The organism is Lihuaxuella thermophila (genome assembly GCF_900110165.1).
GTDB lineage: Bacteria > Bacillota > Bacilli > Thermoactinomycetales > Thermoactinomycetaceae > Lihuaxuella > Lihuaxuella thermophila.
In genome coordinates this window covers 37,809-62,979 of sequence record NZ_FOCQ01000020.1, presented here as the reverse complement: position 1 = coordinate 62,979, position 25,171 = coordinate 37,809, and the positions used below count along the sequence as shown (strand labels likewise).

The window sequence follows — 25,171 nt, the reverse complement described above, 5'->3', positions numbered from 1 at the left end:
TCCACTCGTTCCCATCCCGAACACGACCGTTAAGCCCTCCAGCGCCGATGGTACTTGGGGATGACCCCCGGGAGAGTAGGACGTTGCCAGGCGAATGAAAGCCACCCATTCAATGGGTGGCTTTTGATTTATCCGTGAAAATCCTGACATTCACTTCTTCATGCATCAAGCCGGATGCATTCGTAAACGGCGCCTCCGATCCTGCCGATCATTCATCGTTTTTCAAACAATGAACCTCGGGTGCAAATTTCGGTTCCGAAACTTCACCCTGCGAATGGCAAATCATCGGATTCAGTCAACGGCTACCGGTAATGCCTCCTGTTGAGACTGGTTCGATGCGGCTTCTGCTTTTGATCTTTATGTGAGTGAATCATTTGTGCTTGTCAAGGGTGCCTGTGATTAAGGAGTGGATAAAGGAGTCGCTTCCATGCCGTTCTTTTGTCTCTTTCCATGAAAGCATGGTGTCAAAGGAATGGACAAAAGTCCATTCTTCTTCGTCTTCTTGTTTTTGCAGGCGGAGCAGGGGACGCTTGGTCAGAAGAACAGTGACCCAAGAAATCAGGGGACCCAGCAGGGGCAGAAACAGGCAGACCATCCCCAACCGGATCGTGACCGCTTTATCTTCCTCTCGTTGCTTTTTGTAAATCTGCTTTCCGATAAAAAAGACCATCAAGCTGTAACAGAGATACAGGATAAAAACATATAAAGTGAGTTCATGCCATACAGATGGGGACACGCCATGCACCTTCCTTCCGGAGACGAAAACGTGATTGATCACGCAAGGTTGCCGAGTTGCATTGATCCAACTTTTTTATATTTTAATTCGAAGGGAGGCCCTGTTTTTGGGACAATTTTTTAAAAATGAATACCAGTTTGTTTAGTGATATGATCATTCCATGAATATCCTTTAACGGTATGTTTTCTTACATAAAAACGAACGCTCTTTTATATATGACAAAATAATGTTCGTTTTTTCATTGACTTCCCATCGCTTTCCTTGTTACACTTAAAATGAACTTCATACAACTGAAATGAAATGAGTTCTTTCTCATATATGCTTAGGAATATGGCCTAAGCGTTTCTACCAGGAAACCGTAAATTTCCCGGCTATGAGAAAAATCTCGTTTGGGTTTGTATTGCTTTTTAGCCTGAACAGCAGATTTTTCCATCTTTTTCGGGTTTTGCTGTTCAGGCTTTTCTATATAAAAAGGAAAGACTAACGAAAAAAGGATTCTAAGGAGTTTCAACGCCATGAAACAGCCGAAAGTCGGAATTATCATGGGGAGTACGTCGGATTGGCCCACGATGAAAAAAGCTTGTGATGTGCTGAGCGAACTGGATATTGCTTACGAAGCAAAAGTGGTTTCAGCCCACCGGACACCGGATGAAATGTTCCGGTATGCAGAAGAAGCGGAAGGTCGCGGAATCGAGGTGATCATCGCCGGAGCGGGCGGTGCCGCCCATCTTCCAGGTATGGTCGCGGCAAAAACCGTGTTGCCTGTCATCGGTGTCCCCGTGAAGTCATCTGCATTAAGCGGCTTGGATTCTCTTTTGTCGATTGTACAAATGCCCGGGGGAGTCCCGGTGGCAACGGTAGCGATTGGCGATGCGGGAGCTGTCAATGCCGGGCTCCTGGCAGCTGAGATCCTAAGCATAGCTGATAAACAGATCCGGGAGCGGCTAAAACGTCGCCGGGAAGAAATACGCCAGCGTGTCCTAAAGGAAAGTGAGCTCACATGAAACATCAAAACTTGAAACAAACAAAAATGTTGCCCGGCCAAACCATCGGCATTTTAGGGGGCGGCCAGCTTGGAAGAATGATCATCCTGGAAGGGCGGAAAATGGGTTACCGTTTTATCACGCTGGATCCCGCCCGGGATTGTCCGGGCAGTCAGGTGGCAGACGAACACATTGTGGGAGCGTATGATGATCTCGCTGCCGCTCAGCGTTTGGCAGAGCGGTCGGATCTCATCGTCTACGAATTTGAAAACCTGTCTCCGGATGTCGTTCGCCAATTGGAACAGAGCCACTGCGTTCCACAGGGAAGCCGTCTTTTGGAGATTACCCGGCACCGGCTCGAGGAAAAAAGGGCAGTGGAACAAGCCGGTGTGCCCGTCGCTCCCTACCGGGTGATAGAAACAAGAGAAGATCTGACCTCCGCCCTCCAAGAGTTGGGCTATCCTGCGGTGTTGAAAACGACGACAGGCGGGTATGACGGCAAAGGGCAGTGGAGGATCCAGACACCCGAGGAGGTTGCTTCCCTGCCGGTAGGCATGTTCAATGGCGAAAGGCAGTATATCCTGGAGAAATTTATCCCTTTCGTCAAAGAAATGTCGGTGGTTGTGGCCAGAAGCGTCACCGGTGAAGTGGCCGCATTTCCTCCTGCGGTTAACCTGCACCGCCGCCACATTTTGCATATGTCGATCACCCCTGCCCCTGTTTCCGCTGAAATTATGAGAGAAGCAGAACGAATGGCGGTCCGGGTGGCGGAGCATCTGCAAGTGGTCGGGTTGGTTGCCGTGGAAATGTTTGTACTCCCGGACGGGGGCCTGCTCGTCAATGAATTGGCTCCGCGGCCTCACAATTCCGGCCACTATACGTATGACGCCTGTCATACATCGCAATTTGAACAGTTTTTGCGCGCCGTGACCGGATTGCCGCTTGGTTCTCCCGCCGCATACTCCCCTGCGGTGATGGTCAACATCCTGGGTGAACATGCAGAACGGCTGATGAATCAATTCCACCGTTTGCCGAAAGAAATGAAAGTTCACTGGTACGGGAAAAAAGAAGCGAAAACCGGACGGAAAATGGGACATGTGACCGTTCTCGCCGACACCGTGGAGCAGGCGCTCCAGATCATCGAATCGGTTGACATTTGGCCTCCTTTAACGGATAAAGAAAAAGATGCGATACAAAATGAGATGAAACAACTACAGGAAGTGAGGAGTAGCTGATGATCGAACGTTATTCGCGTCCCGAAATGGCGGCCATCTGGACAGAGGAAAACAAATTCCGGGCGTGGCTGGAAGTGGAGATTCTCGCTTGTGAAGCATGGGCGGAATTGGGTGTAATTCCGAAAGAAGACGTCGCTTTGATCCGGCAGAACGCCAAAATCAATGTAGACCGCATTCACGAGATTGAATTGGATACCCGTCATGATGTGGTTGCCTTTACACGGGCGGTGGCGGAAACCCTTGGCCCGGAATCCAAGTGGGTGCACTATGGACTCACATCTACGGATGTTGTGGATACGGCTTTATCTTATCTCCTCAAACAAGCCAATGAAATCCTGCTCCGCGATGTCGACCGTCTGATTGAAGCGTTGAAAGAAAAAGCGGAAGAACACAAATACACGGTGATGATGGGCCGGACTCACGGGGTTCATGCGGAGCCGACGACGTTCGGTTTAAAAATGGCCCTCTGGTATGCCGAAATGAAACGGAATCGCGAGCGATTGGTACGTGCTTCCGAAACGGTCCGTGTCGGAAAAATCTCCGGGGCAGTAGGCACGTACGCAAATATCGACCCGTTTGTGGAAAAGTATGTATGTGAAAAGTTAGGTTTGGAACCGGCCCCGATTTCCACGCAAACGTTGCAACGGGATCGCCATGCCGAGTATATGGCCACCCTGGCTTTGATCGCCACTTCGCTGGACAAGTTTGCGACGGAAATCCGCGGTCTGCAAAAGAGTGAGACCCGGGAAGTGGAAGAGCCTTTCAAAAAAGGACAAAAAGGTTCTTCAGCGATGCCGCATAAACGAAATCCGGTCGGGTGTGAAAATATCAGCGGTCTGGCCCGTGTGATTCGCGGACACATGATTTCGGCTTATGAGAATGTGCCTCTCTGGCATGAACGGGATATTTCTCATTCCTCAGTGGAACGGGTCATCTTGCCGGATGCGACCATTTTGCTCAACTATCTGCTCAATCGCTTTACCCATATCGTCAAAGAGTTGACCGTTTTCCCGGAAAACATGAAGCGCAACATGGAACGCACCTTCGGCCTCATCTATTCCCAGCGGGTGTTGCTCAGTTTGATCAACAAAGGGCTGAAACGGGAAGAAGCGTATGATCGGGTCCAAAAACTGGCGATGCGCTCCTGGGAGGAGCAGCGCCCATTTAAGCCGTTGGTGGAAGAAGACGAGTTGATCGGGAAAACATTAACCCAATCAGAGATCGACGATTGCTTTGACTATAGCTATCATTTGTCTCATGTGGACACCATTTTCAATCGGTTGGGTCTCAAATGAGAGGATGTTACCCCAAACGGCCATCGTTAACTGGCTGAAACTTTGCATGGAGGACTACTCGGAATTTGTTTTCTGTTTCCGGTTCGATGCAGTGGCAGAGTCACTACGACGGAAAACAAATTCCGCTCATTCGTTTGGTGATTGCACTTTCACACAAAAGCTTTCATGACCAGCCGACATCCTGGAGATATGAATGGAAAAATCGTGCAGGAAGGCCGTGATTGGACGAAGTGTCATTGAGGCCGTCCCCAGCGAAGGCCGCGAACGAAGGGAGAAAGCGGATCATCCGTCCCACGCGGACTAGTTTGATCCGCGCCCGAAGTGAGAGGCCGGAGCGAACAGTATTTACTTCTTCGCCTGCCTCAAGAGCACGGAGACCTACACGGCCGACCGCCCCGATCCACAAGCACAGATACAATCTTATTTAAACAGCACACTTTCAGGAAACAGATCCAACAGCAAAAAGCATTTATAACCTACTCTTTTATTTCAATACCTCCATGGAGCATGGGAAAGGAGCCGACCATTGTGCGAGCCGGAGATATGCTGTACGAAGGTAAAGCAAAGCAGCTGTTCCTGACGGAAGACCCCGGGGTGGTCCGGGTGAAATATAAGGATACGGCTACTGCATTTAACGGGGAAAAGAGAGCGGTGCTGGAAGGCAAAGGAGAAATGAACAACCGCATCAGCACTTTCTTTTTCCGTTATTTAAATGAGCATGGAATTCCCAATCATTTTATCGATGCCATCTCTCCGCTTGAGCAGCTGGTGCGAAAAGTGGATATTATTCCGCTGGAAGTAGTCGTCCGCAACATCGCGGCCGGAACGCTGTCCAAACGAACCGGGCTTCCCGAAGGAACAGAGCTCCGGCATCCGGTGGTGGAACTTTACTATAAAGATGACGCTCTGGGCGATCCGCTGATCAATGAAGATCATGTTTCCGTTCTGCAGCTGGCGACGGAAGAACAGCTGAAAGAGATGAGGGAAATGGCCCTCAAAGTGAATGATCTGTTGAAACAGCTGATGGAACAAGAAAAGATCCTGCTCGTTGACTTTAAGCTGGAATTCGGTGTGGATGCGGAAGGAAAGCTGTTGCTGGCCGATGAGATCTCACCGGATACATGCCGGTTCTGGGATGCGAAAACCGGCGAAAAGCTGGATAAAGACCGTTTTCGCCGCGATTTGGGGCAAGTGGTAGAGGCATACCGAGAAATCTGGACCCGACTGGGAGGGAAAAAAGATGTTTAAAGCCACCATCTATGTAACGCTGAAGGAAAGTGTTTTGGACCCGCAAGGAGTTGCTGTCAGAGGCTCCTTGCAAACGCTTGGCTACGAGGGAGTCAAAGATGTCCGCATCGGCAAGAAGATCGAAGTGATCCTGGAAGGCAGCAGCCGGGAAGAAGCAGAGGCGCAAGTCAAGGAGTTTTCGGAAAAAGTTCTCTCCAATCCCGTCACCGAAACGTTCACTTACGAGTTGGAGGAGGTTGTTTCATGCGCTTCGCAGTAACGATTTTTCCGGGTTCCAACTGTGACATCGATTGCATTCACGCTGTCGAAGATGTTTTAAACGCCTCCGTGACCCCGGTCTGGCACCAGGAATCGGATTTGTCCCGGTATGATGCCATTATCTTACCCGGCGGCTTTTCGTATGGGGACTATTTGCGAACCGGTGTGTTGGCCAGTTTCTCCCCGGTGATGGAAGGCGTCAAAAAAGCGGCCCGGGAAGGCAAATTGGTCATCGGAATCTGCAATGGCTTTCAAATCTTAACGGAAGTGGGCCTCTTGCCCGGAGCCTTGAGGAGAAACAGCCGGCTGAAATTCCGTTGCAATTTCCAGACCCTACGCGTGGAAAATGCCCGGACCCCGTTTACCTGTGACTATGAGCAGGGTGAGCTGATTTCGATTCCGATCGCTCACGGGGAAGGCAATTACTATTGCGATGATGCCACGCTTGCCGAGTTAAAGAGAAACAACCAGATTGTTTTCACTTATGCCGGAGAAAATCCGAATGGTTCTGTTTCGGACATCGCCGGGATCATCAACCGCGAGGGGAATGTCCTCGGCATGATGCCGCATCCGGAACGGGCGATTTTAGACTGGATGGGATCCAAAGACGGAGCCCGCGTATTTACTTCGATGCTTCAATATTGGAAGGAGAATTGCGGTGCAGCTTGAACAAACGGTGAAAAGCCTTCCCCATGAACCGAGTCCGGAGAAGATTCGCGATCAAAAACTGTATAAAGAGATGGGTTTGACCGATGCGGAATATGAGCAGATCATCCGGCATTTGGACGGCCGCCTGCCCAACTGGACCGAAGTCGGCATCTACAGTGTGATGTGGTCGGAACACTGCAGCTACAAAAACTCCAAAACGCTGCTCAGGCGTTTTCCGACACAGGGTCCGCGCGTATTGCAGGGGCCCGGCGAAGGGGCCGGTGTGATTGACATCGGAGACAACCAGGCCGTTGTATTTAAAATTGAAAGCCATAACCACCCTTCTGCTGTGGAGCCATTTCAAGGAGCGGCCACCGGTGTGGGCGGCATTATCCGCGATGTGTTCTCCATGGGCGCGCGTCCGGTGGCCCTTCTGAATTCCTTGCGTTTTGGCGATCTGAAAAATCCGCGCGTGCGTTATCTGTTTGAACATGTGGTGGCCGGCATCGCCCACTACGGGAACTGCATCGGCATCCCAACTGTAGGGGGCGAAGTGGTCTTTGACTCCAGTTATGAAGGCAATCCGCTGGTCAATGCCATGTGTGTGGGCATCTTGAGCCATGACGATTTGCAGAAAGGGATCGCCAAAGGGGTCGGAAACCCGGTGATCTATGTGGGCGCCAGCACCGGCCGCGACGGCATTCACGGAGCCACGTTCGCTTCTGAAGAGCTGAATGAACAATCCGAGGAGAAGCGGCCGGCAGTGCAGGTGGGTGACCCGTTTATGGAAAAATTGCTGTTGGAAGCCTGCATGGAAATGGTGAAAAAAGGGCTGCTGCTCGGAATCCAGGACATGGGGGCCGCCGGCCTCACCTGTTCCAGCGCTGAAATGACCGCAAAAGGCGGACAGGGGATGGACTTGAATCTGGATCTGGTCCCGCAGCGGGAAACAGGCATGACCCCGTATGAAATCATGCTGTCAGAGTCACAGGAACGGATGCTCCTGGTTGTGGAAAAGGGCCGCGAAAACGAAATTAAGGAGATCTGCGACAAATGGGGCCTGCCATCCGCCGTGATCGGTCATGTTACGGAAGGCAACCGTTACCGTATTTTCTTTAAAGGTGAACTGGTGGCGGATATTCCGGTCCAAACGCTTGTCGATGATGCTCCCTGTTATGTACGGGAAGAAAAAGTCCCCGCCTATTATAAAGAAAATCAAGAGGTACGTCCAGAGGAGCAAGTCGCGCAGATCGACCCGGAAGAAGCACTCAACCGCGTGATCTCTTCGGTCAATATCGGCAGCAAACGCTGGGTCTATGAGCAATATGACCATATGGTGCGAACCAGCACGGCTGTCCGTCCGGGGTCGGATGCGGCGGTAGTGGTGATTCGTGGTACGGATAAAGCCCTGGCGATGTCCACCGACGGAAACGGCCGTTATGTTTACCTCGATCCCGAGCAAGGCGGGCGCATTGCCGTGGCGGAGTCGGCGAGAAATGTGGTCTGTGCCGGGGCCGAGCCGCTCGGCATCACGGACTGCCTCAACTTCGGCAACCCGGAAAAACCGGAAATCTATTGGCAACTGTCCAAAGCGATTGACGGAATGGCCGACGCTTGCCGCGCCCTTGATACTCCTGTCGTCGGCGGAAATGTAAGCCTGTATAACGAGACCAAAGGACGAGCGATTTACCCGACCCCGATTGTCGGCATGGTCGGCCTGATTCAGAACCGGGAACACATCACCACCCAAGGGTTTAAAAACGAAGGAGATGTCATCCTGCTCCTGGGGGAAACGTATGCGGAGCTGGGCGGCAGCGAGCTGCAGCATGTCGTGACCGGGAATGTGAGCGGACGCCCTCCGTTGCTTGATCTGGAAAAAGAACGGGCTCTTCATCAAACCGTTTTGCAGGCGATTCGGGACGGACGGGTCCATTCCGCGCATGATCTGGCGGATGGCGGACTGGCCGTTGCCCTGGCGGAATGCTGCATCAGCGGGCAAAAAGGGGCGAAGGTGCAAGTGGAAACGACTCTCCAACCGGTCGTTCATTTATTCAGCGAATCCCAGTCCCGTGTGCTTCTCAGCGTTTCTGCCGAGCAGGCGGAGCCGGTGATGGCCTTGGCCCGGGCAAATGGGGTTCCGTGTGCCCGAATCGGTGAAGTTACCGGTGATCTGCAGCTGAACATCGAAGTGAACGGAGAAACCGCCATTCACCGTTCTGTGGAAGAGCTGACGAAGCTCTGGGAGGAGGCGATCCCATGCGCGATGAATCCATCTTCGGACTCGACGAACTAAATGAAGAGTGCGGTGTATTCGGGATTGTCGGCCACCCGGACGCGGCGCAGTTAACGTATTACGGATTGCACGCTTTGCAGCACCGCGGCCAGGAAAGCGCGGGGATTGTGACCACCGATCGGACGCGGTTCTATGTTCAGCGCGGCGCCGGTCTGGTGACGGAAGTATTTGACAACGACTCGCTGGCCAGGTTGAAGGGGGAAATCGCCATCGGCCATGTCCGTTATTCGACGGCGGGCGGAACCGGGCTGGCCAATGCCCAACCCCTGGTGTTTAATTATGCCAAAGGAGAGTTGGCGATCGCCACCAACGGAAACCTGGTGAATGCGAAACGCCTGCGCAGAGAGCTGGAAGAATCGGGTTCCATCTTTCAGACGACCACCGATACAGAAGTCATCGCACATCTGATCGCCCGTTCCAAAGCTGCCACTCTGGAGGAAGCGGTTAAAGAGGCGCTCAACCGGGTGGTGGGGGCCTATGCGCTTCTGATTTTAACCAATGATCAACTGATTGTCGCCGAAGATCCGCACAGCTTGCGGCCTTTCTCGCTGGCCATGCTCGGGGATGCCTATGTGTTCTCTTCGGAAACCTGTGCTTTCGATGTGATCGGGGCTGAATTTTTGCGTGAAATTGAACCGGGGGAGATGTTGATCCTCGACAAGAACGGCATGCGATCCACCCGCTTTGCTCCCCGGGCCGAACGCGCCGTTTGCTCGTTCGAGTATATTTACTTCGCCCGTCCGGACAGCGACATCGGCGGAATCAACGTGCATGCTGCCAGAAAACGGTTGGGGCGCAAACTGGCGGAGGAAGCACCCGCAGTGGCGGATGTGGTAACCGGAGTCCCGGATTCCAGCATCTCAGCGGCGATCGGTTTTGCAGAAGCAACCGGAATTCCTTATGAACTGGGGTTGATTAAAAACCGGTATGTGGGACGCACCTTTATCCAGCCCAGCCAGGAATTGCGTGAACAAGGGGTAAAAATGAAGCTGAGCGCCGTCCGCAAAGTGGTGGAAGGCAAACGGGTGGTCATGGTGGACGATTCAATCGTCCGAGGTACCACCAGCCGCCGCATCGTCAATCTCCTGCGCGAAGCGGGGGCAACGGAAGTGCATGTGCGCATCAGCTCACCGCCGGTCAAAAACCCTTGTTTTTACGGAATTGATACCCCCACCCGTGAGCAGCTGGTGGCTTCAAGTAAAACAGTGGAAGAGATTCGCCAAGAAATCGGCGCGGATTCGCTCGCGTTTATCAGCCCGGAAGGTATGCTTGAGGCGATCGGCCGCCCCTTGGGGGAGATGAATCGCGGCCACTGCCTGGCTTGTTTTACCGGACAGTATCCGACGGCGATTGAGGATGAGATGGTGTTGGAGGGGAAACGATGAGTGAAGCGTACAAAGCGGCCGGGGTCGATATTGATGCCGGAAATGAAACGGTGGAACGAATCCGGTCGCATGTCAGACGAACCTTCCGCCCGGAAGTGCTCGGAGATATCGGCGGTTTTGGCGGTCTGTTCGCCCTGAAACCATATAAAAATCCGGTCCTGGTTTCAGCTACGGATGGCGTGGGCACCAAGCTGAAAGTGGCGTTTGCCCTTGATCGCCATGATACGATCGGCATCGACTGTGTAGCGATGTGCGTCAACGATATCGTCGTTCAGGGGGCGGAACCGCTCTTTTTCCTCGACTACCTGGCAACCGGAAAATTGTCTCCCGCACAGGCGGAAGCCGTGGTCAAAGGGATTGCAGACGGCTGTGTACAGGCCGGCTGCGCGCTGATCGGCGGAGAGACGGCGGAAATGCCCGGGATGTATGCCCCCGGAGAATATGATGTGGCCGGTTTTTGCGTCGGGGTCGTCGAGCGGGATCAAATATTGAGCGGTACCGACATCGTGCCGGGGGATGTATTGATCGGATTTGCTTCCAACGGTTTACACAGCAACGGATTTTCCCTGGCCCGCAAAGTGCTGCTGGATGACCGGGAAGCCGACTTTTCAGAACCAGTTCCCGGAAGTGAACAAACCCTGGGTGAAGCCCTGTTGGCCCCCACCCGGATTTATGTGCGGCCCTTTCTTGAATTGAGCAGGAGGTTTAGGGTAAAAGGAGGCGCCCATATCACCGGCGGAGGGCTGATCGAGAACGTTCCCCGCATGCTGCCGGAAGGATGCCGGGCCGAAGTGGACAGGTCAACCTGGGAAACGCCTGCCATCTTCAAGTGGATTCAGGAGTTGGGCAATATTTCTACCGAAGATATGTACCGCACGTTTAACATGGGGATTGGCATGGTGGTGGCCGTTCCGGTGGACGAAGCGGATGCCGTGGTGAAAGCTGCTGAAGAGCTGGGAGAAAAAGCTGTTGTCATCGGACGGGTCACATCGGGTGAAAGAGGATTCTCCTGGGCAGGAGGCGGCGTGTGATGAGCATTGCCGTATTTGCATCGGGAAGCGGAAGCAACTTCCAAACACTGGTTGAGCGTTCCAGAATGGAAGACTGGCCGGAGCCCGTTTCACTGCTCATCTGTGACAAACCGGGAGCCAAAGTGCTGGAAAGGGCGGAAAAACTGGGTGTTCCTTCAGCAAGTTTCGCGCCCAAAGAGTATCCCGGCAAAGCGGACTATGAACGGGATGTGCTTCACCTGCTCCGCCTGCACCGGATCAAGTGGATCGTGCTGGCGGGCTATATGAGACTGATCGGACCTGTGCTCCTGGAGGCTTATGCAGGGAGGATTGTCAATATCCACCCGTCGTTGCTGCCGGCTTTTCCCGGCAAAGACGCCATCCGGCAAGCCTATGAGTATCCCGTCAAGGTATCGGGGGTGACCGTCCATTTTGTGGATGAAGGAATGGATACGGGCCCCATTATCGCCCAGGTTCCGGTCGCGATTACTGAAGACGACACCCTGGAATCGTTTGCGGAGAAAATTCATCAGGCAGAACATTCTCTTTATCCCGATGTGGTTTATCAATTGATTACGGGAAAAATACGGCCGCCTGTTCCGCTTTCAGCCAGTGAAAAATGATGTTGGAGCCGGTTTTTCTCGTTCGTCTGTTGGTCACGCGAAAAGAGGTTGTTTGAAGAGAAGGAGGAAGACGATTGGATCGCATTCGCCGCGCGCTTGTCAGCGTTTCAGATAAAACAGGGATTGTGGAATTGGCCCGTGAGCTGGCCAAGCTGGAGATAGAGATCATTTCGACCGGCGGAACATATCGCGTATTGCGGGAAGCGGGTGTACCGGTAACCGGCATTTCAGAAGTGACCCGGTTTCCGGAAATTCTCGACGGGCGGGTCAAAACCCTTCACCCGATGGTTCACGGTGGACTGCTTGCCGTGCGCGACAACGAATCGCATCAGGAGCAAATGAAAGAAAACGGTATTGAGCCGATCGACCTGGTAGTGGTCAATCTTTATCCGTTCCAGCAAACGATTGCCAAGCCGGATGTCGCCTTTGAGGAAGCGATCGAAAATATCGATATCGGCGGGCCGTCCATGGTTCGTTCGGCAGCCAAAAACCATCGCTTTGTCACGGTGATGGTAGACCCCAAAGATTATCCGGTCGTACTTGAGCAAATCAAAAAGCAGGGAAACACGGATGAAACAACCCGGCTGCGCCTGGCGGCCAAAGCGTTCAGCCATACGGCCGCCTATGACGCCCTGATTTCAGGCTATCTGAACCGGCTGACAGGTGAGATGTTTCCTGATCAGTTCACCATCACCTTCCAAAAACAGCAAGAGTTGCGCTACGGTGAAAACCCGCACCAACAAGCTGCATTTTACCGCGAACCGCTGGCCGGGCAGGGACAGATTGCCTCAGCAAAGCAGCTGCACGGAAAAGAACTCTCCTACAACAATATCAATGACGCCAATGCTGCTCTGGAGATCGTCGCCGAGTTTGCCGAACCTGCCGTTGTCGCGGTCAAACACATGAACCCCTGCGGGGTGGGGATCGGTGAAACGATCGAAGAAGCTTTCCAGAAGGCATATGAAGCCGACCCGGTCTCCATCTTCGGAGGCATTATCGCGGCCAACCGCCCGATCACGGCTGCGGTCGCTGCAAAGATGAAAGAAATCTTTCTGGAGATTATTCTGGCTCCTTCTTTTGACGACGAAGCCCTGCAGATCCTCAGGGCAAAGAAAAATTTGCGTTTGCTGCAGCTGGGTGAGGAGTTTGCCGCCGGGCGCACACCTTCGCTGAAAGTCCAGTCCGTTGGGGGCGGTGCACTGGTGCAAGAAGCGGACCTCGCTTCCATCCGCCCGGAAGACTGCACCGTGGTGACGGAACGGAAACCAAGCGAGGAAGAATGGAAGCAGCTCCTGTTCGCCTGGAAAGTGGTCAAACACGTCAAATCCAATGCCATTGTGCTGGCTAAGAACTCACGTACGCTGGGAGTCGGCGCCGGGCAGATGAACCGCGTCGGGGCAGCGGAGATTGCCATCCGGCAAGCCGGTGAAGAAGCAGCTGGTTCCGTGATGGCTTCCGACGCCTTTTTCCCGATGAAGGATACCGTAGAAAAAGCGGCTGCAGCCGGCATTACCGCGATCATCCAACCGGGTGGTTCCATCCGCGATCAAGAGTCGATCGACGAAGCGAACAAGCATGGCATCGCGATGGTATTTACGGGAATGCGCCATTTTAAACACTGATCGGTCACATTCGCCCGTTTTTGTATGGGGGGCAACTCTTTTTGCGTATACTAGGAAAAAAAGCAAGGGAGGGCCCCTCAGTATGCGTCTTTTCAAGTGGTCAGCGATTTGGATCGCTTTGGTTATCCTGATAACTGGCTTCCTTTCATATATCGCCTATGATTTGGATTTGGCTGCGTGGCAAACCCAGCTCAGGACGGCAGGGAGCATCTTCTTCATGATCGCCCTGATCGTCGGCGGGGTATTGACCACCGATTCTGCTTACCGCAATCGCAAGCGGTTCTTTTACAGGGAAGAATGGTCATTCATCTGTATTTTGGTTACCGTCTTTTTGTTTGGCATCAGTTTCCTATTATCGTAAAACATCGTCCGGATTTCCCGGGCGATGTTCGCCCGTGCGAAGGAGGGACCTGTTTTGCGTGTTTTGGTGATTGGTAATGGCGGCCGTGAGCATGCTCTGGTCTGGAAACTGGCTCAAAGTGAAAAAGTGTCCGAAATTTATTGCGCTCCCGGAAACGGCGGGATCGAGTCCGTTGCTCGTTGTATTCCGCTCTCGGTCACCGATCTCGGGGGGCTTGTACAATTTGCGAAAGAAACCAAGATTGATTTAACCGTGGTGGGTCCGGAAGTTCCCCTTTTGGAAGGAATCGTGGACCGTTTTGAAGCGGAAGGATTAAAAATATTCGGTCCGCGGAAACATGCGGCCCGAATCGAGGGAAGCAAGCGCTTTGCCAAAGAATTGATGCAAAAATACGGAATTCCGACCGCAAGTTTCCGCTCTTTTTCTGATGCCGGGGAGGCCAAGGCCTATGTCCGCGAGAAAGGGGCTCCCATCGTCGTCAAGGCGGACGGTTTGGCAGCGGGCAAAGGGGTGGTGGTCGCCCGTACCGTTCAAGAAGCCGAACAGGCGGTTTCCGAAGCGATGGAAAAGCTCGTTTTTGGCGCGGCCGGGAAAGAAGTGGTCATCGAGGAATTTTTGAGCGGACAGGAAATTTCGCTGATGGCTTTTGTTGACGGGCCTACGATCAAACCGATGGTTGTCGCCCAAGACCATAAGCCGGTTTATGACCATGATGAAGGCCCCAACACCGGCGGAATGGGCACGTACTCCCCTGTGCCGCAAATCCCGCAAACGGTTGTGGATCAGGCGGTCGAAACCATCTTGTTGCCCATGGCGGAAGCGTTTGCCAAAGAAGGGATCGAGTACAAGGGAGTCTTATATGCCGGATTGATGGTTACGGATCAAGGGCCGAAAGTGATCGAGTTCAACGCGCGGTTTGGTGACCCGGAAACGCAAGTGGTGCTGCCCAGGCTCAAAACGGACTTGGCGGATATTTTACTCGCTGTCGTGGAAGGCCGTTTGGACAAGCAACCCATTGAATGGAAAGAGGATGCGGCTGTCTGTGTGGTCATGGCCTCCGGCGGATATCCCGGAACCTATGAAAAAGGAAATCCCGTTTTCGGTCTTCCCCAGGACTCGGATGAACAAGTGGTCTTCCATGCCGGCACTAAAACAGAGAACGGGCAAATCGTCACCGCTGGCGGGCGGGTCCTCGGGGTCACCGGACTCGGCCCGGACATTGCCAAAGCGAGAGAAAAAGCGTACCAGCTGGTAAGAAAAATTTCCTTCAAAGATGCCCACTACCGCACCGATATTGCGGCAAAAGCATTAAAATAAATGCGGGTCGTACAAGAAAAAGCCGTTTCCCGGATTGTGGGGGAAGCGGCTTTTTCATGATCACTTGGCTTTGGGACCGTCCCGATATTCGGACGGGTAACACCCGAAAAACCTGACGAACAATTTGGTAAAATGGCGGGGGCTGTAATACCCTACCCGTTCGGCCACCTGCTGGATCTGGATGGACGGGTTTTTCAGCAACTCTTTCGCTTTCAGCATGCGGATCCGGGTCAGGTATTTCACAAACGTCGTGCCGGTTTTCCTGTGGAACAGAGTGCTCAAATAATTGGGGGTCACCCCCAGTTTATCGGCGATTTCCCCGATCCCGATTTGATGCATGTAATGTTGGTCGATATAGCGTTTCACTTCTTCGATGAGATCGTGAGAGGCATACTTGCCTTTTTCATTGTGGATGAAGGCTTGTTCGGCATGGGCTTGAATCATCCTCAGCCATGCGGGGAAATCGTCCCCCGGTTCAAACGGGCATGAAAAGACGGCTTGAACAAACAGCAAAATGTTTTTTTGCTGCTCTTCCGATAAGCTAAATTGCTTCCAACCACTTTCCAGTTCGTTGACCAGTTTGGCAAAATGAAGAAATGACCTTTCGCGATAATGATCGGTCAACCCGATGAACTGGCGGCAAAACTTCCAGGCAGTCGAATGATCCCGATCCGGCTCCAACTCGGCGATGTTCCGTGTGCGGTTGATCCCCGCTACCACACGCAGTGGCGAGCATTGCTTGATTCGGTCCAATTGTTCCAGCAGCTCCTGGCGGGATGAGCAGGGGTTACCTTTGATCACTGTTACCGCAAAATCGGCTTGACGAAATGGATCGACGAGCTCGTCCACCCTGCTCCAAAAAGAGATCCAGTCGCCGGCAGACGGGTTTTCCCATGCGGCGATGAGTGTCCATTCGCCCGCGGGGAGGGGGAACAGGGAGATTTGCAGGGTTCCTTCAGCCCATTCAAGCAGATGTTCCCGCAAGGTTGTAGTCAATGTCAAAAGCCGGGCGTTTTTTTTCTGCTCCTCCAAGCGGCTGTCCACATAGATCATGGCAGCCAAGTAGTCGGTTTGATTTTCCCGCACATCTTCCTGCAGGGGGAGAAGACTGTGGCACATGCTGAACATTTCCTGCTCGAATTGCCGGTTTCGTTCGATCCATTTCTCTTTGACGGTCGTTTGAAGCGAGGCAATCACTTCTTTCAGTTCATCCGTGCTTACCGGTTTTAACAGGTAATGAGCGGCTCCAAGCCGGAGGGCTTCCCTGGCGTAGTCAAATTCGGAATAGCCGGTGAGAATGATCCACTGCGTATCGGGGGAAAGGTTTTTGCAGATCTCGATCGCTTCCAGTCCGTTCACCTTCGGCATCCGAATATCGACAAAAGCGAGATCCGGACGCTCCGCTTTGATCTCCTCAATCAATCGGGAGCCGTTCTCCGCCTCACGGATCGACAGGGGAACCCCCAATTCCTCCAACATGCTCCTCAGGCTTGTCCGGACCAGCTGTTCATCATCCGCGATGAGAATCTTCATTTCGTCGCACCTCCTCTTCGGGAATCATGATTCGCACGCGTGTACCACCCCCGATCCGACTTTCCAGCTGAAAGGAGGAGCCGGGATAACTGATTTCAAGACGTTCGCGAACGTTGGCCAGTCCGATTCCCGTTTTCCCGGGATCTTTGCCCGCATCAAACCCCATTCCGGTATCGCGGATGGCAATGATCAGATAGGAACGTTCCGCGTGTCGGTGCCGTTTTGCGGTTACCTCAATTTTGGAAGGATCATCGCATGGTTCGACCCCATGGATAAAAGTGTTTTCAATCAAGGGTTGCAACAGCAATTTGGGGATCAGGTAATGACGTACTTCTTCCTCACAGTTGATCACGACATCGACGCGGTCCTGGAACCGCATTTGCTGGAGTGAACAATATTTTTTCAAAAAGGAAAATTCCTCGTCGATGGTGACCCAATCTCCGGCATCCAAACTGTATCGCAACAAGGAGCTTAAGGAGAGAATGGCGTTTTCCAGCTCCTTTTGTTTGCCAAGCCGGTTGAGGCCGATCAGTCCATTGAGCGTGTTGTACAGAAAATGGGGTTGAATCTGGGACTGTAATGCCCGGTATTCCGCATTTCGCCGGCTGAGAACGGCCCGGTATTCCCGGTCGATCAGCTCGTTGAGCTGACTGATCATATGATTGAACGCTTTTCCCAGTTGGGCGATTTCATCATCTCCCGAAGGTTGCACTCGCACTTCCAAATTTCCGCGCTGCACCTGTCTCATCGCCCTGAGCATGTCTTGGAACGGGTGGACGATCCTGCGGGACAGGATGGAGAACAGCGACCAAGTCAGGACAAACCCGCCGACGGCAAAGAGGAAACCGGCTGCATACAACCATCTCACTTTGGAACGCAATGCGTTGTTCGACAGTAAGACATGGATCTCCCAACCGGACGGCTGAATTGTTTTCGATACCACTGTGAAAGAATCATTTGTCCCCTCCACAAAGGCGCTGCCCTGGTTAATCTGTTTCAGCATACCGGGGGAAACCGGTTTGTTGGCATACAGCACATTACCGCGGGTGTCCGTGATGACGGCAATGGATTGGACATGGAAACGAACTTGCCGGATCAGCCGGTCCAGTATTTGGTGGTCGGCGTCTGCCATCATGACTGCGAGAGGCTCCTGCGTGTCGGGATCTTTGATCAGCCGGGCAACGCTGAACACTTCAGGGACTCCGGAATTGGTCAGGTAATCTTGCGGATGAGTGGCAATGAACACGACTTTGCCGTTTGCGGCCACGGCCTGCCGGTACCATTCCTTTTGCTGATACGGATAGTCGGAAACGGTTGCCGATCCGTAACGCGAATGGGCATATAAGGAACCATTCAGGGTGACGATGATGGTTCCCGCAATTTCATCCCGCGTGTTTCCCAAATAATTGGGCAGAGTCGAAATGAGGGCATGGTTGACTTTCAGCTGGGTAGCCGGGTCGGCTGTATGATATTGGCCATGGGTGATCAGCTTCAATGCTTGTATGATAGGATCGTTCAAATAGGGAACGATGGTCAGCCGGCCCAGATCCTGGAGATAGGTGCCGATCTGGTTGCTGAGGGAATTGAGTGTATTATCAGTTAATTCCTGGGTTTGATGTACGATTTGGTATTGATAGTAATACGGAATCACGAATGAAATGGTAAGGATCGGCACCGCGATGGCAATCAAATAGAGGATCAGCAGTTGCGAACGAAGCGAACGGGAAATCTTCATAGATTGTATCCTTTCTTTCCTTTACAACATAGATAACCGAAAACCGTCTCGGCGTCAAATGGAAGGGAACAGAACATCCCGGACATGAAAAATAAGCGCTTCGATCGTAGATTTGGGACATATGGGAACGCTTTCATCAATCGATATAATGAAGGATAAGAGTAGGCGGAATCTTACACTCTACCGAGTCAAAATCATTTGAATGGGGGAAGGAGTATGAAAAAATTTCTTTCGGTTACGATGATGTTGCTCCTGGTGACGGGATGGATCGCGGGGTGTTCCGGAGGAAGCAATGCAGGCGATTCCGCTGAAAAGAAGATCACGGTATATATGACAGTCGGTGAAGAACCCGTCAAACAAGCGATGAGAGAGATCGGAAAAGAATTTGAAAAAAAATACAAGACCAAAGTAGAGTTTCAATTTCCCGGAAATGATTATGAAAATATTTTAAAAGTCAAAATGGCCGCCAATGATTTGCCCGATGTGTTTGACACCCATGGATGGGCCAAAATCCGCTATGGTAAGTTTTTGGCGGATTTGAGACAAGAACCGTGGGCATCCAAAATGACGGATACGATCAAACCCGTGCTGACTGACGAACAGGGAAAAGTGTATGCGCTTCCGCTCAATGAAGCCAAAGACGGGATCACATATAACGCGGATCTGCTCAAACAATACGGGATTGAACCGCCCCAGACAGTTGATCAGCTGATGGCGGCAGCGGAGCAGATCAAAAAGAAAAGCAACGGGCAAGTCACTCCCTTTTTCTTCGCCGGTTCGGAAACCGGTTCACTTGCACAATTCTTTGACCAATTTGCCACACCGCTGTTGATCAGCCCGCAGAAGAATGAAGCACAAGCCTTATTGAATAACCAGTTCGACTGGAACAAATGGACATACCTGCCGAAGAAGTTCCTGGAAATGCATAAGAAGGGTTACATGAACAAAGATGTGTTAACGGCCAGAGGTACGGATTTGCCGCAATGGTTTGCGCAGGGAAAAGTGGCTTTTAACGTGGGGGGACCCTCTTTCGTGGAGCAAGTGAAACAAATCAACCCTAATATCAATGTGGGGTACATGCCTGTACCGGCCATTGTTCCGGGAGACCAGCCGTCCTTCTCCGGCGGAGAGCGGTATACGCTGGGAGCGTGGAAGGATTCCAAACATTTGAAGGAAGCGAAGCAATTCATCGCATTTGTCGCTCAGCCAGAAAACCTGAAAAAAATCGCCGAAGCGAGCAAATTGCCTCCGGGAATCAAAGACATCACGGCTGATTTGGGCGTTCTCACACCCTATTTTGAAAAGTATGCGGATACCCGGGTGTTCCCTTACTTCGACCGCGTATATCTGCCAAACGGAATGTGGGATGTCATGGGTACGTTATCACAAGAGTTGCTGGCAGGAAGCATTACGCCCGAGCAATACTCACAAAAGATGAAAGAGGAATTTGTTCGCCTTCGTAATCAGGCCAGATAACCAGAATGGCGGGTTGCTCCGACAGGGGGTACCCGCTTCTTCTAGAGGGGAGTGGAAGCATGGAAGTGGGAGGCGTGCTCAACCGGGAAAAACAGACGGAGCGGCTTGCCGGCATGGTCGGGCGAAACAAAAGGCTGCATCCGTCCGCCTGGTTGAACCTGTTGTATGTTCCGGCATTGGTGCTGTTTGCGGTCTTTATTCTGTACCCCTTTTTCAAAGGAATCCAGGTTTCCTTCACGAACTGGGACGGGTATTCACAGACGTTCAGTTGGATCGGGTTGGACAATTATCGGCGGATGATCAACGATCCCAATATCGGAACGGTGATCGAAAATACGTTGATTTACGGAGTCTGCAGCACCGTGTTTCAAAACATCATCGGGCTGGCGTATGCCCTGTTGTTGAATCAAAGCGTCAAGGGCCGGGGAATTGTTCGGACGATCGTCTATTTGCCTGTCATTGTGAGTCCTTTGATCATGGGTTATATTTGGTATTTCTTTTTTCAACTGCAGGGAGGGGCATTGAATGACGTGGTCCAGTTGTTTGGGAATCAACCCGTGAATTTTCTGGATGACCCAAAATGGAACGTCTGGATCATCACTTTCGTCAATACCTACCAGTATGTAGGGATTGCGATGGTGATCTATATGGCGGGTCTGCAATCGATTTCCAAGGAGTACTACGAGGCTGCCGAATTGGACGGCGCTTCCGGCCGGCAACGCTTTTGGCATATCACTTTACCGCTGTTGATGCCTGCGATTACCGTCAATATCGTATTGAACCTGATCGGGGGATTGAAGTTGTTTGATGTGATCATGGCATTGACGAAAGGCGGCCCCGGTTACGCCTCCCAATCGATTTCCACCATGATGTTTAAAGTGTACTTTGCCAGCCAGGATGCGGGATACGCAGCTGCCCTGGGGAATCTGATGTTTGTCCTGATTTCGGTGTTCAGTTTGGTGGCACTTACCTATCTGCGCCGGAGGGAGGTCGCATGATGAAGAGCAGAAGCCGTTGGGTGTATATGTTGCTCATGTTGTTGATTGGAGCCTTTCATATTCTCCCTTTTTATCTGTTGTTCACCACTTCATTCAAACCGATCGATGATTTGAGTTCCAAGTGGGTCCTGCCCGAAACGTGGAATCCGGATAACTTCAAAAATGCTTGGGAGCAGGCGAACATGGGCTCCGCTTTTATCAATAATCTGGTGATCACCGCCATCTCTCTGGTATTCGTGGTGATCTTGGGTGCATTGGCCGGTTATCCGCTGGCACGGGTTCAGACCCGGCTCAACAAATGGGTTTACAATCTGTTTGTATCGGCGATGGTTGTTCCGCCGCTCACCATTCTGGTCCCATTGTACAAGCTGGTGGCGGATCTGGGGGGAATGAACACGTATTGGGCGGTGATCCTCCTTCATGTCACCTTCCAGCTGCCTTTGTCCATCTTCCTGTTCACCGGGTTCATTCAAACCATTCCCCGGGAGCTGGAAGAAGCAGCCATGGTGGACGGGGCGAGCCGGTTGGGATTGTTTTTCCGGATCATTTTCCCCCTGCTCAAGCCGATTACGGCGACTGTGATGATTTTGACGGGAATCGGGGTCTGGAACGACTATCAATTCTCGGTATTCTTCCTGCAAAGTTCGGAGTCGCAAACCCTCACGGTGGCGCTGTCCACATTTTTCAGCCAATATGTCAGCAATGTGGGATGGGTGGCCGCCGGATCGTTGTTGAGCGCGTTGCCTCCGATTGTCCTGTTCCTCTTTTTGCAAAAATATTTTATTCGCGGACTCGCGTCCGGTGCAGTCAAGGGATAAAACAATTTCAGCCAAGTCAGATGCGGGGAGGTTTCATATGAGTATTCGTTATCATGCCGCCAGCCGAACCATTCATCTTCAAGGCAAAGATACGAGTTATGTGATGCAAATCGTCCATGAAGGGTATCTGGCCCACTTATACTGGGGCAAGAAAATTCGCGCGACACCGTTGACGTATCAGATTCCCTTCAAGGACCGGGCGTTTTCCGCCAACCCTGATCCGAGTGACCGGACGTTTTCACTGGATGTGTTGCCTCAGGAATACCCCGCGTACGGACGAACCGATCTGCGCTCGCCGGCTTATCACATTCAGTTGGAGAACGGTTCGACGATTACTGATTTACGGTATGTCTCCCACCGGATTCTTCGCGGCAAGCCAAAATTGGCCGGATTGCCGGCCACTTACGTGGAAACAGACGATGAGGCGGAAACACTGGAAATAGAGCTGGAGGATGCGCTGATCGGATTGAAGGTGATTTTATCCTATACCGTCTATGAAGACAGGAATGTGATGACCCGCTCTGTCCGCTTTGTCAATGAAGGGAACAATAGCTTACAATTGCTCCGGGCACTCAGCATGAGCATCGATTTCCCCGATGCCGAATTTGACATGATGCAATTGTCAGGGGCCCATTGCCGGGAACGGCATATCGTCAAACGCCCGCTTACGGTGGGCACACAGGCCATCGAGAGTCGTCGGGGGGCCAGCAGCCATCAGCAAAACCCGTTTCTTGCCCTGCTGCGAAAGGGAGCCGGTGAGGATCAAGGGGAAGTGTACGGGTTCAGCTTCGTGTACAGCGGCAATTTCCTGGCTCAAATCGAGGTGGATCAATATGATGCGGCCCGCGTCCAGATGGGAATCCATCCGTTCGATTTTTCCTGGTTGTTACATCCTGGTGAATCCTTCCAAACACCCGAGGTGGTGCTCGTCTATTCGGACGAAGGGTTAAACGGCATGTCGCAAACCTACCACAAACTGTACCGCAGCCGCCTTTGCCGCGGTGTTTACCGGGACAAAGTCCGCCCGATCCTGGTGAACAACTGGGAAGCGACTTATTTTGATTTTGACGCGGACAAGATCGAAAAAATCGCCCGCACCGGACGGGAGCTGGGAATCGAGTTGTTCGTATTGGATGACGGGTGGTTTGGAAGACGGGATGATGACACTTCATCACTGGGTGACTGGTTTGTGGACCGGAGAAAACTGCCGGGCGGGCTGGAAGATTTGGCGGAGCGCGTCCGGAAGCCGGGGATGGAGTTTGGTCTGTGGGTGGAGCCGGAAATGGTGTCCCCGGACAGCGACCTCTATCGTGAGCATCCGGACTGGTGTCTGCATGTGCCTGAACGCTCCCGTTCCGAGGGAAGAAATCAGCTCATCCTTGATTTCTCCCGACAGGAGGTGTGTGATGCGGTGATTCAAATGCTGTCCGGCATCTTGTCGTCGGCACCGATCACCTATGTGAAGTGGGACATGAACCGGCACATGACTGAAATCGGCTCGGCCGCACTGCCTCCGGAACGGCAGCGGGAGACGGCCCACCGGTACATGCTGGGACTCTACCGCGTGCTGGGGGAACTCACCTCTTCATTTCCGCATGTGCTGTTTGAAAGCTGTTCGGGAGGCGGAGGCCGCTTTGATCCGGGCATGCTTTACTACATGCCGCAGACCTGGACCAGTGACAACACGGATGCCGTGGAACGCCTGCGCATTCAATACGGGACCAGCATCGTCTATCCGGTGATAACCATGGGGGCGCATGTATCTGCCGTGCCCAACCATCAGGTGCACCGCGTCACTTCGTTGCAGATGCGGGGGGCGGTCGCGATGGCCGGCAACTTCGGATATGAGATGGACCTGACGAAGCTGACGGAGGAAGAAAAGGAGATCGTCAAAAAACAAGTGGCCCTGTACAAAGAAATCCGGCATTTGATCCAGTTTGGAGACTTTTACCGGTTGAAAAGCCCCTTCGAAGGCAACGAGGCGGCATGGATGTTTGTTTCCGAAGACCGGCGGGAGGCAATCGTTTTTTACTACCGGGTGTTGTCGGAAAGTAATGCTCCCCTGAGGCGACTCTGCCTGAAAGGTTTGGACCCCATGCTGGACTACGTCTCGCTGGAAGACGGTCAAACATACGGAGGGGACGAACTGATGCATGTAGGACTGTCCATTCCGGATTTGACGGGGGATTTCCAGAGCGTGATCTGGAGATGGAGGGTAAAGAACGGATAGATGGAGAAAACCGGGCTTCCATCGGCCCGGTTTTTTATATGATGTCAGGATCGTACATATGTGGGATTATTCATGGAAAAAAGCATCCGGCTTGCCATGCGGGCCTGATTAATCTCATGTCCGACAAGGATTGACCCCTTTCCATGCCCAAAGGCATGGGATTCTTGGGCAACCTCTTCCATTTGAAGAGAAATGGACCAAGCGGACCCCGTGGACCAAAGAGCTTTCATTGCTACATCACGGGCTGTACTTATGGTTTGGTTTTTCGCGTTTTAGCCTGGCCGGATCGGTACACGCCGCCTTTTACATGTAAGAGGATGGGCTTAAGTTCGCAGCCTCTAGCGGACAACCCCATATTGCGGGAAGGATGCACCCGCTCTTGTCTGACGCTCGTTCTTTCCCATAGCCGGCCGTTCTCCCAAAGATATTCTGAAACCACCTCAACAAACAGGAGCAACCCGACTGGGTGCTCCTGTTTGTCAGAAACGGTTTATTTAGCCGATCTTTGTGGTTTCTTTTTCGCCTTCAATGGAGATTCCGTTCACCGGGATCTTAAACCACCAGCCGCCCTGGTTCTTTTTCACCGGCTTGTAACCTGCTTTCTTCAGAGAGCGGGCGACAGTCCAACTGGCCGTATAGACGGTGGCGAGGTTGGTGGATTCGTCAAACTGGATCACTGTTTCTTTTTCCATTTCGCTAAGTGACATAAACTTTCCACACTCCTTAACCGGTTTAAAATGAGGAAAACCGATCACATGTTCTCACCTGTAATCTCATTCTACCACGTTGCCCTCAATTTGCCACCTTCAAAAATCTTAAAAATTTGATGTACCCATTCTTTCGACGCGAGGTTACAGGTTGCCTTCTTTTTTTCGATAAAAAATGACAAACCCATTCCGCCAATTTATAAAATTCGCTTTTCATGAGGCGGATTATGTTAAACTAAATAGTGTCACCTGACGGCAGGTATACCGAACCCTCAGAGCGAATGGTGTGAAACATCAACTACAGACGCCAGTCGTAAATCAGCGACAAATCGAAATTGCAAGTTTTAAGCTTAATCATAAGACATTGTCGCGATTCGGTCAATGTTGCCGGCGGGGTTTTTCCGCTTCGCGTTTGGCGGCGACCTGATCAGAGATGCCTGTTCGTGAACGGATCAAGCTTGTGCAAAGGACGGCGGATCTTGATTTTTTTTAACATGAAAGAACATTTATTCGTGCAAACCAAGGTCATTCAGTTCAGGTGCAGTTGGGTTACCAGCCCGCATCCCCTCCTATTACCTTGTTTCACGGGACAGTTGGTTTGTAGAAGCAACCCCGACACCATGTCCACCTGACTGACCGCGAGGAGACTGCATACCGAGT

At 52.2% G+C, this 25,171-nt stretch carries 21 protein-coding genes, 1 rRNA gene and 1 riboswitch; of the genes, 18 read left to right on the top strand and 4 right to left on the bottom strand.

Annotated features, from left to right (window positions below; genetic code table 11):
* Positions 1-92, top strand: a 5S ribosomal RNA gene (rrf, locus tag BMW55_RS17585); the annotation flags it as partial.
* 278 nt (positions 93-370) lie between these two features.
* Here rrf and BMW55_RS17580 read toward each other — a convergent pair.
* Complete coding sequence (locus BMW55_RS17580) at positions 371-736, bottom strand: hypothetical protein (RefSeq protein WP_089972841.1); 366 nt, start codon at positions 734-736, stop codon at positions 371-373.
* Between the two features lie 292 nt (positions 737-1,028).
* Positions 1,029-1,130, top strand: a riboswitch (purine riboswitch).
* A gap of 121 nt (positions 1,131-1,251) precedes the next feature.
* Here BMW55_RS17580 and purE point away from each other — a divergent pair.
* From purE to purD, 13 genes are all read left to right on the top strand, one after another.
* The gene (gene purE, locus BMW55_RS17575; protein WP_089972838.1) at positions 1,252-1,740 is read left to right on the top strand and encodes a 5-(carboxyamino)imidazole ribonucleotide mutase; all 489 of its coding nucleotides are present in this window, start codon (positions 1,252-1,254) and stop codon (positions 1,738-1,740) included.
* Positions 1,737-2,954: a 5-(carboxyamino)imidazole ribonucleotide synthase gene (gene purK, locus BMW55_RS17570; RefSeq protein ID WP_089972835.1), complete on the top strand. Its 1,218-nt coding sequence runs from the start codon at positions 1,737-1,739 to the stop codon at positions 2,952-2,954. The genes purE and purK overlap by 4 nt, the downstream gene beginning before the upstream one ends.
* Positions 2,954-4,249, top strand: coding sequence for an adenylosuccinate lyase (gene purB / locus BMW55_RS17565; protein ID WP_089972832.1), 1,296 nt, complete (start codon positions 2,954-2,956; stop codon positions 4,247-4,249). The genes purK and purB overlap by 1 nt, the downstream gene beginning before the upstream one ends.
* Positions 4,250-4,756: 507 nt before the next feature.
* Positions 4,757-5,497, top strand: coding sequence for a phosphoribosylaminoimidazolesuccinocarboxamide synthase (gene purC, locus BMW55_RS17560; protein WP_089972829.1), 741 nt, complete (start codon positions 4,757-4,759; stop codon positions 5,495-5,497).
* The gene (gene purS, locus BMW55_RS17555; RefSeq protein ID WP_089972825.1) at positions 5,490-5,756 is read left to right on the top strand and encodes a phosphoribosylformylglycinamidine synthase subunit PurS; all 267 of its coding nucleotides are present in this window, start codon (positions 5,490-5,492) and stop codon (positions 5,754-5,756) included. The genes purC and purS overlap by 8 nt, the downstream gene beginning before the upstream one ends.
* Complete coding sequence (purQ, locus tag BMW55_RS17550) at positions 5,741-6,424, top strand: phosphoribosylformylglycinamidine synthase subunit PurQ (protein WP_089972821.1); 684 nt, start codon at positions 5,741-5,743, stop codon at positions 6,422-6,424. The genes purS and purQ overlap by 16 nt, the downstream gene beginning before the upstream one ends.
* A 7-nt stretch (positions 6,425-6,431) precedes the next feature.
* Entirely contained in the window at positions 6,432-8,696 is a 2,265-nt protein-coding gene (gene purL / locus BMW55_RS17545; protein WP_089972864.1) for a phosphoribosylformylglycinamidine synthase subunit PurL, read from the top strand.
* Positions 8,660-10,081, top strand: coding sequence for an amidophosphoribosyltransferase (gene purF, locus BMW55_RS17540; protein WP_089972818.1), 1,422 nt, complete (start codon positions 8,660-8,662; stop codon positions 10,079-10,081). The genes purL and purF overlap by 37 nt, the downstream gene beginning before the upstream one ends.
* A complete protein-coding gene (gene purM / locus BMW55_RS17535) occupies positions 10,078-11,112 on the top strand; it encodes a phosphoribosylformylglycinamidine cyclo-ligase (RefSeq protein WP_089972815.1) in 1,035 nt (344 codons plus the stop codon). Before purF ends, purM begins: the two co-directional genes overlap by 4 nt.
* A complete protein-coding gene (gene purN, locus BMW55_RS17530) occupies positions 11,109-11,714 on the top strand; it encodes a phosphoribosylglycinamide formyltransferase (protein WP_089972812.1) in 606 nt (201 codons plus the stop codon). The genes purM and purN overlap by 4 nt, the downstream gene beginning before the upstream one ends.
* Before the next feature lie 74 nt (positions 11,715-11,788).
* On the top strand, positions 11,789-13,336 hold the full coding sequence (purH, locus tag BMW55_RS17525; RefSeq protein WP_089972810.1) for a bifunctional phosphoribosylaminoimidazolecarboxamide formyltransferase/IMP cyclohydrolase: 1,548 nt from the start codon (positions 11,789-11,791) through the stop codon (positions 13,334-13,336).
* An 82-nt stretch (positions 13,337-13,418) separates the two neighbouring features.
* The gene (locus BMW55_RS17520; RefSeq protein ID WP_089972807.1) at positions 13,419-13,697 is read left to right on the top strand and encodes a hypothetical protein; all 279 of its coding nucleotides are present in this window, start codon (positions 13,419-13,421) and stop codon (positions 13,695-13,697) included.
* A 54-nt stretch (positions 13,698-13,751) separates the two neighbouring features.
* On the top strand, positions 13,752-15,014 hold the full coding sequence (purD, locus tag BMW55_RS17515; RefSeq protein WP_089972804.1) for a phosphoribosylamine--glycine ligase: 1,263 nt from the start codon (positions 13,752-13,754) through the stop codon (positions 15,012-15,014).
* A 60-nt stretch (positions 15,015-15,074) separates the two neighbouring features.
* Here purD and BMW55_RS17510 read toward each other — a convergent pair whose 3' ends face one another.
* Together BMW55_RS17510 and BMW55_RS17505 are read right to left on the bottom strand one after the other, a co-directional pair.
* Entirely contained in the window at positions 15,075-16,547 is a 1,473-nt protein-coding gene (locus BMW55_RS17510) for a response regulator transcription factor (RefSeq protein WP_089972799.1), read from the bottom strand.
* Positions 16,525-18,282 (bottom strand): cache domain-containing sensor histidine kinase, encoded by a 1,758-nt coding sequence (locus BMW55_RS17505; protein WP_089972796.1) that lies wholly within the window; start codon positions 18,280-18,282, stop codon positions 16,525-16,527. Before BMW55_RS17505 ends, BMW55_RS17510 begins: the two co-directional genes overlap by 23 nt.
* Before the next feature lie 216 nt (positions 18,283-18,498).
* Here BMW55_RS17505 and BMW55_RS17500 point away from each other — a divergent pair, with 216 nt between their 5' ends.
* The 4 genes from BMW55_RS17500 (at position 18,499) to BMW55_RS17485 (ending at position 23,804) form a co-directional block, all read left to right on the top strand.
* Positions 18,499-19,758, top strand: coding sequence for an ABC transporter substrate-binding protein (locus tag BMW55_RS17500; protein ID WP_089972793.1), 1,260 nt, complete (start codon positions 18,499-18,501; stop codon positions 19,756-19,758).
* 113 nt (positions 19,759-19,871) lie between these two features.
* Positions 19,872-20,756, top strand: coding sequence for a carbohydrate ABC transporter permease (locus BMW55_RS17495; RefSeq protein ID WP_089972860.1), 885 nt, complete (start codon positions 19,872-19,874; stop codon positions 20,754-20,756).
* The gene (locus BMW55_RS17490) at positions 20,756-21,574 is read left to right on the top strand and encodes a carbohydrate ABC transporter permease (RefSeq protein WP_089972790.1); all 819 of its coding nucleotides are present in this window, start codon (positions 20,756-20,758) and stop codon (positions 21,572-21,574) included. The genes BMW55_RS17495 and BMW55_RS17490 overlap by 1 nt, the downstream gene beginning before the upstream one ends.
* A 37-nt stretch (positions 21,575-21,611) precedes the next feature.
* Positions 21,612-23,804, top strand: coding sequence for an alpha-galactosidase (locus tag BMW55_RS17485; protein ID WP_089972785.1), 2,193 nt, complete (start codon positions 21,612-21,614; stop codon positions 23,802-23,804).
* Positions 23,805-24,298: 494 nt separating this feature from the next.
* Here BMW55_RS17485 and BMW55_RS17480 read toward each other — a convergent pair whose 3' ends face one another.
* Positions 24,299-24,511 carry a hypothetical protein gene (locus BMW55_RS17480; RefSeq protein ID WP_139179537.1) on the bottom strand — a complete coding sequence of 71 codons (213 nt, stop codon included), beginning with the start codon at positions 24,509-24,511 and terminating at the stop codon, positions 24,299-24,301.
* Positions 24,512-25,171: the final 660 nt, after the last annotated feature.

Excerpts from the sequence above, each read along its gene's own strand:
- purK (WP_089972835.1), top strand. The coding sequence starts at position 1,737 with ATGAAACATCAAAACTTGAAACAAACAAAAATGTTGCCCGGCCAAACC.
- BMW55_RS17485 (WP_089972785.1), top strand. The coding sequence starts at position 21,612 with ATGAGTATTCGTTATCATGCCGCCAGCCGAACCATTCATCTTCAAGGC.
- purF (WP_089972818.1), top strand. The coding sequence starts at position 8,660 with ATGCGCGATGAATCCATCTTCGGACTCGACGAACTAAATGAAGAGTGC.
- BMW55_RS17505 (WP_089972796.1), bottom strand. The coding sequence starts at position 18,282 with ATGAAGATTTCCCGTTCGCTTCGTTCGCAACTGCTGATCCTCTATTTG.
- purM (WP_089972815.1), top strand. The coding sequence starts at position 10,078 with ATGAGTGAAGCGTACAAAGCGGCCGGGGTCGATATTGATGCCGGAAAT.
- BMW55_RS17520 (WP_089972807.1), top strand. The coding sequence starts at position 13,419 with ATGCGTCTTTTCAAGTGGTCAGCGATTTGGATCGCTTTGGTTATCCTG.
- BMW55_RS17490 (WP_089972790.1), top strand. The coding sequence starts at position 20,756 with ATGAAGAGCAGAAGCCGTTGGGTGTATATGTTGCTCATGTTGTTGATT.
- purE (WP_089972838.1), top strand. The coding sequence starts at position 1,252 with ATGAAACAGCCGAAAGTCGGAATTATCATGGGGAGTACGTCGGATTGG.
- BMW55_RS17495 (WP_089972860.1), top strand. The coding sequence starts at position 19,872 with ATGGTCGGGCGAAACAAAAGGCTGCATCCGTCCGCCTGGTTGAACCTG.
- purQ (WP_089972821.1), top strand. The coding sequence starts at position 5,741 with ATGCGCTTCGCAGTAACGATTTTTCCGGGTTCCAACTGTGACATCGAT.
- BMW55_RS17500 (WP_089972793.1), top strand. The coding sequence starts at position 18,499 with ATGAAAAAATTTCTTTCGGTTACGATGATGTTGCTCCTGGTGACGGGA.
- BMW55_RS17480 (WP_139179537.1), bottom strand. The coding sequence starts at position 24,511 with ATGTCACTTAGCGAAATGGAAAAAGAAACAGTGATCCAGTTTGACGAA.
- purC (WP_089972829.1), top strand. The coding sequence starts at position 4,757 with ATGGGAAAGGAGCCGACCATTGTGCGAGCCGGAGATATGCTGTACGAA.
- purB (WP_089972832.1), top strand. The coding sequence starts at position 2,954 with ATGATCGAACGTTATTCGCGTCCCGAAATGGCGGCCATCTGGACAGAG.
- BMW55_RS17510 (WP_089972799.1), bottom strand. The coding sequence starts at position 16,547 with ATGAAGATTCTCATCGCGGATGATGAACAGCTGGTCCGGACAAGCCTG.
- purS (WP_089972825.1), top strand. The coding sequence starts at position 5,490 with ATGTTTAAAGCCACCATCTATGTAACGCTGAAGGAAAGTGTTTTGGAC.